At 74.3% G+C, this 9,841-nt stretch carries 3 protein-coding genes; all 3 read left to right on the plus strand.

Going from position 1 to position 9,841, the window contains the following annotated elements:
• Positions 1-21 precede the first annotated feature (21 nt).
• Positions 22-570: an ABATE domain-containing protein gene (locus C8E97_RS22760; RefSeq protein ID WP_211347114.1), complete on the plus strand. Its 549-nt coding sequence runs from the start codon at positions 22-24 to the stop codon at positions 568-570.
• A gap of 358 nt (positions 571-928) precedes the next feature.
• Entirely contained in the window at positions 929-2,194 is a 1,266-nt protein-coding gene (locus C8E97_RS22765; protein WP_121007528.1) for a serine hydrolase domain-containing protein, read from the plus strand.
• A 24-nt stretch (positions 2,195-2,218) separates the two neighbouring features.
• The gene (locus C8E97_RS22770) at positions 2,219-9,838 is read left to right on the plus strand and encodes an amino acid adenylation domain-containing protein (RefSeq protein ID WP_425470568.1); all 7,620 of its coding nucleotides are present in this window, start codon (positions 2,219-2,221) and stop codon (positions 9,836-9,838) included.
• The last annotated feature ends 3 nt before the right edge of the window (positions 9,839-9,841 follow it).

A 9,841-nucleotide genomic window follows, 5' to 3' on the forward strand; every position in this document is an offset into this window, starting at 1 on the left:
AGCCCGTGTTAGCGTTAGACCGTGTCGTCCGACGAGCCGCGGCCCGTCCGCCTGATGAACACGGTCCGCGCGGACCGCTCGGGCGTGCGCGACCACCTCACCACCGCCGCGGAGCTGACCGCGTGGCTCGGCGCGCCGGCCGACGCCCGTGACCTGGCCGCGTTCCGCGTGCTCCGCCGGGCCCTGCGCGACCTGGCCGCCGAGCTGACCGGCGACACCCGGCCCGTCGCCGCCGACCGAGACCCGCACCGGGCCGTCGGGCACGTCAACGACGCGGTCGGGCGCGCCGACAGCCGGCCGCGACTGGCCCTGGTCGACGGCGAGCCGCGCCGACGCCCCGCCGGCGACGCGTCGCCCGCCGCCCGCGCCCTCGCCGGGATCGCCGCCGAGGCCGTCGAGCTGTTCACCGGTCCCGACCGCGCGCTGCTGCGCGCCTGCCACGCGCCGGGCTGCGTGCTCTACTTCGTCCGGGACCACCCCCGCCGGGAATGGTGCTCGCCCGCGTGCGGCAACCGCGCCCGCGCCGCCCGGCACTACCGGCGGGTCGCCTCGCGGCGGACGCCCGGCTAACCGGCAAACGACGCCGACGGCTCGGGGTTACGGCCGCCGGCGGTGATTCTTCGAAATTTCTTCGCACTCGCCAAAAATGGACCTCCGACCGCGGCGGCCGGCCGCATTACCGGTTGACAGTTTTCCCGCCACGCCTCCCTAAAAAGGCTCGCAAACATCGGTGATATTACGGAACCGACCAGTCCAAACCAGTCCGTTCGAGTGAACCCGGAAGATCGTCCCGAGAACGTGCGGTTACGCCGGGACAAACCAGGGAATCTCTATTCGACAAATGCTCCGTTTGGCGGTCGCGATGATCCCGGAACGGCCGTCAACGTTGGTTCGCAGCCGATCGGCTCATTCTTCCTAAGGACCTGTGATGGACACCGAACGCATCGCGAGACGATTAGCGGGGCTCGCGCGCGACCACCTGGTGCCCGGCGCGCAACTCGCCGTGCACCGCCCCGGCGCCGAGTTGTGGACGACCGAGGTCGGCCTGCCCGCCGACGCGGCCGTCCCGATCGGCTCGATCACCAAGACGTTCACCGCCACCGTCGCGATGGCCCTGGTCTCCGACGGCGACCTCGACCTCGACGCGCCGCTGCCGGACGTGGACCACCCGCTGACGCTGCGCCACCTGCTCAGCCACACCGGCGGCCTGCCCTCCGACCCGGACGACGTCCGCACCACCTCGCTGCGCCGCCACGCCCTGGAGGCGAGCCGGAACCTGGCGCCGCTGCACCGGCCGGGCGCGGGCTTCTCCTACTCCAACATCGGCTACGTCCTCGTCGGCCACCTCATCGAGGTGGCCACCGGCATGTCCTGGTGGGAGGCGGTGGACGCGGTGCTGCTGCGGCCCCTGGGGCTGCGCCCGCACTTCACCGTCGGCCCCGACACCGACCGCGACGCGGTGCCCGGCCACGCCGTCAACCCGGCGCTGCGCCGCGTCGTCCCGGTGCGGCAGTCGCTGGCCCTCGTGGACGCGCCCGCGGGCGCGCTGGCCGCCAGCGCGACCGACCTGGTGACCTTCGGCCGGATGCTGGCGGGCGCGCCGCCGCACCTCGTGACCGCCGCCGACCTCGCCCTGATGCGCGCGCCGGTGCGGCACGCCGAGCCGTTCGGGATGGCCGACGGGTGGGGGCTGGGGCTCGCGCTGTACGAGCGCGACGGCGTCACCTGGGTCGGCCACGACGGCACCGCCGACGGCACGTCGTGCCACCTGCGGATCAACCCCGCCGACGGCTCCGCGGTGGCGCTGACCACCAACGGCAGCAGCGGCTTCGCGCTCTGGCGGGACCTCGTGCCGGAATTGGCCGCGGCCGGGCTGCCGGTGGGCGATTACGACGGGGTGCGCGACCTGCGCGACCCGATCCCGCCGCCGCCGGACTGCGCGGGCGACTTCCTCAACGGCGACACCGAATACTCGGTGCGGCCCGCCGGCCGGGAGGTGCTCAAGCTCACGGTGGACGGCGAGCCGTTCGCGGACCTCTCGTTGTTCGACGGGCTGGTGTTCGCGATGCGGGATTCCGACACCGGCGACACGAGCCAGACGGGCCGTTTCCTGCGCAACCCCCGCGGTGGCGGGATCGAGTGGATACAGATCGGTGGCCGGCTCGCTCGGCGGCACGTCACGCAAATGGTCTGAGAAATCACGTTTGAACCGTCCCTGTTGCGGGTAGTAACCGCCGCCCGCCTGTTCCGGAGAAAGGTTCTGCTCGCGATGACGTCTGCCCGAAACCTGCCGAGAATGGTGGACGCGCAGGTCGACCGGACACCCGACGCGCCCGCGATCGTGTCCGCCGACGGCGTGGTCCCCTACCGCGAGCTGGCGGCACGGGCCAACCGGCTCGCGCACCGCCTGATCGCCCGCGGCGCCCGCGCGGAACGCGTGGTGGCGATCGCCCTGCCCCGCTCGGTGGACAACGTCGTCGCGCGGCTGGCGGTGCTCAAGACCGGCGCCGCCTACCTGCCGGTGGACCCCGCCTACCCGGCGGAGCGGATCGCGTTCATGCTCGCCGACGCCGACCCGCTGCTCGTGCTGGACGGCCCCCTCGACGACGCCGCCGGCCCGGACGCGCCGGACACCGACCCCGGTGTGCCGATCCACCCGGACTCCCCGGCGTACGTGATCTACACGTCCGGCTCGACCGGACGGCCGAAGGGCGTGGTGGTGACCCACCGCGGGCTGCCCGCGTTCTCCGACGCCGAGGTGGCGCACTTCGACGTGCGGCCGGGCGACCGGGTGCTCCAGTTCTCCTCGCCCAGCTTCGACGCCTCGGTGCTGGAGCTGTGCATGGCGCTCCCGGTCGGCGCGGCGCTGGTCGTGCCGCCGGAGGGTCCGCTGCTGGGCGACCAGCTCGCGGACGTGCTCCGGGACTTCGGCGTGACGCACGCGCTGATCCCGCCGGTCGCGCTGGCCACCGTGCCGCACCGGCCGCTGCCCGCGTTCCGCACGCTCGTCGTCGGCGGCGACGCGTGCCCGCCCGACCTGGTCGAGCGGTGGTCGCCGGGGCGGCGCATGGTCAACGCCTACGGCCCGACCGAGTCGACGGTCGTCACGAGCTGGAGCGGTCCGCTGACGCCGGGCGGGCCGCCGCCGATCGGCAGGCCCGTCCCCGGCACCGGGGTCCGGGTCCTGGACGAGGAGCTGGCCGAGTGCGCCGAGGGCGAGCTGTACGTCACCGGCGTCGGCCTGGCGCGCGGCTACCTCGGCCGGCCGGGGCTGACCGCGACCAGGTTCGTCGCCGACCCGTTCGGGCCGCCGGGCGCGCGGATGTACCGGACGGGCGACGTGGTGCGGGTGCGCGCCGACGGCGAGCTGGAGTTCGTGGGCCGCGCCGACCACCAGGTGAAGATCCGCGGCTTCCGGGTGGAGCCCGGCGAGGTCGAGGCGCTGCTGCGGGAGCACCCCGCGGTGCGCCAGGCCGTCGTGGTGGCGCGGGGCGAGCCCAAGCGGCTGGTCGCCTACGTGGTGGGCGGTACGGCGGGGCTGCGGGAGCACCTGGCGGCGACGCTGCCCGACTACCTGGTGCCGTCGGCGTTCGTCGCGCTGGACGCGCTGCCGCTGAGCCCCAACGGGAAGCTGGACCGGGCCGCGCTGCCCGCGCCGGTCGTCGGCGACGTGCCGGCGGGCTTCGTCGCGCCCCGCACCGGGGACGAGCGTCGGGTCGCGGCGGTGTGGAAGGACGTGCTGGGCGTGGCGCACGTTGGCGCGCACGACGACTTCTTCGCGCTGGGCGGCGACTCGGTCCTGGCCGTGCGGGCGCTGGCCAGGCTGGGCGGGCTGCCGGTGCGGGCGATGTTCGAGCACCGCACGGTCGAGGCGCTGGCGCGGGCGCTGCCGACGCGCTCACCGATACCCCGCGTGCCGCGCGGCCGCCCGCTGCCGCTGTCGACGGCGCAGCGGCGGCTGTTCTCGCTGGACGGCACCGCCGAGCAGAACACGGCCGCCGCGCTGCGGCTGACCGGCCCGCTGGACGTGCCCCGGTTGGCGCGGGCGCTCGACGCCCTGGCGCGGCGGCACGACGCGCTGCGCACCACGTTCGACGTCGTCGACGGCGAACCGGTCCAGGTCGTCGCGGAGAGCGGCGCGATCCCGCTGGTCGAGGGCGACGAGCGGGACCTGGCGACGCCGTTCGACCTGCGGCGCGGCCCGCTGGCGCGGGCGGTGCTGCGCCGCCTCGGCCCCGACGACCACGTGCTCGCGCTGGTGCAGCACCACATCGTCACCGACGGCTGGTCGGTCGGCGTGCTGCTGGCCGAGCTGGCCGACCTCTACGCCGGCGTCGAGCCGCCGCCGCCGACCGCCCAGTACCCGGACTTCGCGGCGTGGGACGCGTCGCGGCCGGAGGGCGACGTGGCGTACTGGCGCGACCGGCTGGTCGGCATCGAGGCGCTGGACCTGCCCACCGACCGGCCGCGCCCACCGCTGCGCACGACGTCCGGCGCGGTGCTGCGCCGCCCGCTGCCCGCCGACCTCGTGCGGCGGCTGGCCGACGTCGGGCGGGCGCACGACGCGACCCTGTTCATGACGCTCACCGCCGCCGTGCAGGTGCTGCTGTCGTCCCGCAGCCGGCAGCGGGACGTCGCGCTGGGCACGGTGACCTCCGGCCGGGACCACGCGGACCTGGAGCGGGCGGTCGGGTTCTTCGTGCGCACGCTGGTCCTGCGCTCGTGGGTCGACCCGGAGCTGCCGTTCACCGGTTTCCTCGACCACGTCCGGGACACCGTGCTGGAGGCGTTCGCGCACGACGACGTGCCGTTCGACCGGGTGGTGGCCGCGGTCGGGGCGGACCCGGACCCGAGCCGCACGCCGCTGGTGCAGGCCGTGGTCGCGCTGCACCCGCCGCTGGTGGAGCGCGCGGACTTCGGCGGGCTCACGGCGACCGAGCACGACCTGCCGCGCCCGAACGCCCGGTTCGACCTCGTGGTGGAGTTCTGGCCGAGGGACGACTCCCTGACGCTGACCGTGGAGCACAACACCGACCTGTTCGACGCCGCGACCGTCGAGCGGCTGGCCGAGGACCTGGAGGCGCTGCTGCGCCAGGTGGTCGACGACCCGGACCGGCCGCTGCGCGGGCTGGTCGAGCTGGACTTCCCGCCCGACGACACGGTCCGCGTCCGGGGGATGCGGGTCGACGTCGCGGCCGTGGAGGAGGTGCTGCGGCGGCACCACGAGGTGTCCGACGCGGTGGTGGTGGCCACCGAACGGCGGCTGGTCGCGTACGTGACCCCGCCGGTGAGCCCGGCCGCGCTGGAGGGTTTCGCGGCCCAGGTGCTGCCCGCGCACAGCGTGCCGACGACGTTCGTCGGGCTCGACCGGCTGGACCGCGACGACCTGCCCGCGCCGCCCGACGAGCCGCGCGCCTACGTCGCGCCCCGCACGCCCGTGGAGGCCGTGCTGGCGCGGGTGTTCGCGGAGGTGCTGGGCGCGGCGCGGGTCGGGGTGCGGGACAACTTCTTCGCGCTGGGCGGCGACTCCATCCTCGGCATCCAGGTCGTCACCCGCGCCCGCCAGGCCGGGCTGGTGCTGACCTCGCGGGACATCTTCGCGCACCAGACGATCGCCGCGCTCGCGCCGCACGTGACGCGCGACCTGCCGCCCGCCACCGACCAGGGCGAGGTGACCGGCGAGGCGCCGACGACGCCGATCCAGCGCTGGTTCCTCGGCACCGGCTCGACGCTGTTCGAGCAGTCCCTGGTGGTGGACCTCGACACCGACCTGGACGAGGCGGCGCTGCGCGTCGCGGTGGACGCGCTGGTCGCGCACCACGACGCGCTGCGGATGCGGTTCGAGGGCGACCGGCAGGTCGGCGAGCCCGTCGGGCGCGGTGAGCCGCTGCTGCGCGCCGAGGCGCTGGGCGCGCGGTCCGTGCGGCTGACCGCGCACCACCTCGTGGTGGACGGGGTGTCGTGGCGCATCCTGGCGGAGGACCTGGTGACCGCCCACCGGCAGGCCGCGGCGGGCGGGGCCGTCCACCTCGGGCGGAAGACGACGTCGTTCCGCGACTGGGCGCGGCGGCTGCGCGACCACGCGGTCGCCGGCGGGTTCGACGCCGAGCTGCCGCACTGGGAGGCGGTGTCCGGGGAGGGCGTCCCGACCGACCGCGACGGGCCCAACACCTTCGCCACCGCGCGGGCGGTGACCGTGCGGCTCACCGGCGACGAGACGGCGGCGCTGCTGCGCGACGTGCCGGACGTGTACCGCACGCAGGTCAACGACGTGCTGCTGACCGCGCTGGGCCGGGTGCTGGCCGACTGGACGGGCCGCGACCGGGTCTTGGTCGACCTGGAGGGACACGGCCGCGAGGAGCTGTTCGACGACGTCGACCTGTCCCGCACGGTCGGCTGGTTCACCACGGTCTTCCCGGTGGCGCTGGACGTGCCGCGCGGGTGGGGCGAGGCGTTGAAGGCGGTGAAGGAGCGCTTGCGCGCGGTCCCGAACCGGGGCATCGGCTACGGCGCGCTGCGCCACTTCGCGGGCGGGCCGGTGTGCGACCCGGCGGTGAGCTTCAACTACCTGGGTCGGTTCACCGCCGACCAGCGGGACCTCGACCTCGCCGCCGACCCGGACATGCCGCGACCGCACCTGATCGACGTCGTCGGCCGGGTGCAGGCCGACCGGCTGGAGTTCACCTGGCACTACAGCGCGGCCGTCCACGACGAGGCGACCGTCGCGCGGCTCGCCGACGAATTCGCCGGGGCGCTGCGGGCGATCGTCGCGCACTGCCGGGAACCGGGCGCGGGCGGGCGCACCCCGTCGGACTTCCCGCTGGCGCGGCTCACCCAGGACGAGGTGGACCGGATCACCGGCGAGGACGCGTACCCGCTGACGCCGATGCAGGCGGGCATGGTGTTCCACGGCCTCGGTGAGCAGGGCGCGTACTTCCAGCAGACGACGTTCGTGGTGGACGGCGTGCCGGACTCCGCCGCGCTCGCCCGGTCCTGGCAGCGCGTCGTGGACCGGACCCCGGTGCTGCGCAGCTCGGTGTTGTGGGAGGGCGTCCGCGAGCCGTTGCAGGTGGTGCACGAGCACGCCGAGGTGCCGTTCACCTTCCTGGACTGGAGCGACCTGGACGAGGCGGCGCGGGCCGAGCGGCTGTCGGCGCTGCTGGCCGCCGACCGGTCGGTGGGCATCGACCTCGCGACGCCGCCGCTGATGCGGGTCGCGATCATCCGGCTCGCGCCGGCGACCGTGCGGGTGCTGTGGACGTTCCACCACGTCCTGCTCGACGGGTGGAGCGTGTTCCAGGTGCTGTCCGACGTGCTGGGCGAACCGGCCGAGCGGCCACCGTTCCGGGACTACGTGGCGTGGCTCGCGGACCAGGACGGCCAGGCCGCCGAGCGGCACTGGCGGCAGGTGCTCGGCACGTTCGACGCGCCGACGCCGCTGCCCGCCGACCGGCCCGCCCTCGGGCCCGCGACGTCCTCCGCCCGGCACTCGGTCGAGCTGACCGAGGCCGAGTCGGCGCGGCTGTACGAGTTCGCCCGCGAGCACCGGCTGACGCCGAGCGCGATCGTGCAGGGGGCGTGGGCGCTGCTGCTGGCCAGGTCGTCGGGGCGGCGGGACGTGTGCTTCGGCGCGACGGTGTCGGGTCGGCCCGCGGACCTGCCGGGCGTGGACGCGATCACCGGCATCTTCATCAACACCCTGCCGGTGCGGGTCCGGGTGGACGGCGCCCGGCCGGTCGCGGAGTGGCTGCGCGACCTCCAGGCGGCGCAGGCGGAGTCCCGCCGGTTCGAGCACGTGCCGCTGACCGCGTTGCGGGCGTGGAGCGGGGTCGAGGCGGGCGCCGCCCTGTTCGACAGCGCGGTGGTCTTCGAGAACTACCCGGTCGACCTCGCCGACGGGATGGGGCTGCGCGAGCTGGAGGCCGTCGAGACGACGAGCTTCCCGCTCAGCGCCACGGTCTACCCGGCGCGCCGGCTGGGCGTGCTGCTCGGCTACGAGCCCGCGATGTTCGACGCAGGCACCGTGGCCCGGCTCGGCGAACGGCTGACGGCGCTGCTGGTGGGCCTCACCGCCGACCCCGACCGGCCGGTGGCGCGGGTGCCTTGGCTGTCGGAGGACGAGCGCCGCCGGGTGCTGGTCGAGTGGAACGGCCGCGGCCACAGCGCGCCGCGCACGACCATCCCGGCGCGGTTCGCCGAGCAGGCCGCCCGCACGCCCGACCGCGTCGCCGTGGCACTGGCCGACGACCGGCTGACCTACCGCGAGCTGGACGAGCGGGCGAACCGGTTGGCGCACCACCTGATCGGCCTCGGCGCGAGTCCGGAACGCCTGGTGGCGCTGCTGCTGCCCCGCTCGGTCGACCTGGTCGTGGCGGTGCTGGGCGTGCTGAAGTCGGGCGCGGCCTACCTGCCGATCGACCCCGCCTACCCGGCCGACCGGATCGCGGGCGTCCTCGCCGACGCCGACCCCGCCGTCGTGCTGGACGCGGTGCCGGACCTGACCGGGTACCCGGCCACCGCACCGGACGTGCGGTTGACGCCGGACAACGCGGCGTACGTGATCTACACGTCGGGCTCGACCGGGCGGCCCAAGGGCGTGGTGATCCCGCACGGCAACGTCATCCGCCTGTTCTCCGCCACCAACCACTGGTTCCACTTCGACCACACCGACGTCTGGACACTGTTCCACAGCTACGCCTTCGACTTCTCCGTCTGGGAACTGTGGGGACCCCTCCTGCACGGCGGACGCTTGGTGGTCGTGCCGCACGACACCTCGCGAACACCGCGCGACTTCGCCCGCCTGTTACGCGAAGAGGGCGTCACGGTGCTCAACCAGACACCCTCGGCGTTCTACCAACTCATCCCCGAACAACCCGACGCCCGCTACATCATCTTCGGCGGAGAAGCCCTCGACCAGCACAAACTCCACAACTGGCACGGCACCGGCCAACTGGTCAACATGTACGGCATCACCGAAACCACCGTCCACGTCACTCACACCCACGCCGACGGCACCATCGGTGAACCGATACCCGACCTGCGCGTCTACGTCCTGGACGACGATCTCCAACCCACTCCACCCGGCATCACCGGCGAAATGCACATCGCCGGACCCGGACTCGCCCGCGGCTACCTCAACCGACCCGGCCTCACCGCACAACGCTTCATCGCCAACCCCTACGGCCCACCCGGCACCCGCCTCTACCGCACCGGCGACCTCGCCCGATGGCACAACGGCAAACTCCACTACCACGGCCGCACCGACCACCAACTCAAGATCCGCGGCTTCCGCATCGAACCCGGCGAAGTCGAAGTGGTCCTCGGCGCGCATCCTGCGGTCGCCCAGGTCGTTGTGCTGGAGCAGGACCAGCGTCTGGTGGCGTACTACGTGCCGAACGGGCCCGTGCAGGTTTCGGAACTGCGCGGTCACGCCTCGGCCGTGCTGCCGGAGCACATGGTCCCGTCGGCGTTCGTGGCACTGGACCGACTGCCGCTCAACGCCAACGGCAAGTTGGACCGCGTCGCGCTCCCCGCGCCCGAGCGCGACGCGGTCACCTCCACCGACTACGTCGCGCCGCGCACCGGCACCGAAGAGGCGATCGCGGCCATCTGGGCCGACGAGCTGGACGTCGACCGGGTCGGCGTGGAGGACAGCTTCTTCGCGCTGGGCGGCGACTCGATCCGCAGCCTGCGCATCACGTCCCGGACCAAGGCGGCGTTCGGCGTCGACCTCTCGCCGCGCGACGTGCTCACCGCGCGCACGGTGTCCTCGCTGGCCGACCTGGTGGAAGACCTGGTCCTGGCCGACCTCGAAGCCCTCGCCGACCGGGAAGCGTGAACC

Source organism: Saccharothrix australiensis (assembly GCF_003634935.1).
GTDB classification, from domain to species: Bacteria; Actinomycetota; Actinomycetes; order Mycobacteriales; family Pseudonocardiaceae; genus Actinosynnema; species Actinosynnema australiense.

Coding starts and splice junctions, on each gene's coding strand:
- C8E97_RS22765 (WP_121007528.1), top strand. CDS start 929: ATGGACACCGAACGCATCGCGAGACGATTAGCGGGGCTCGCGCGCGAC.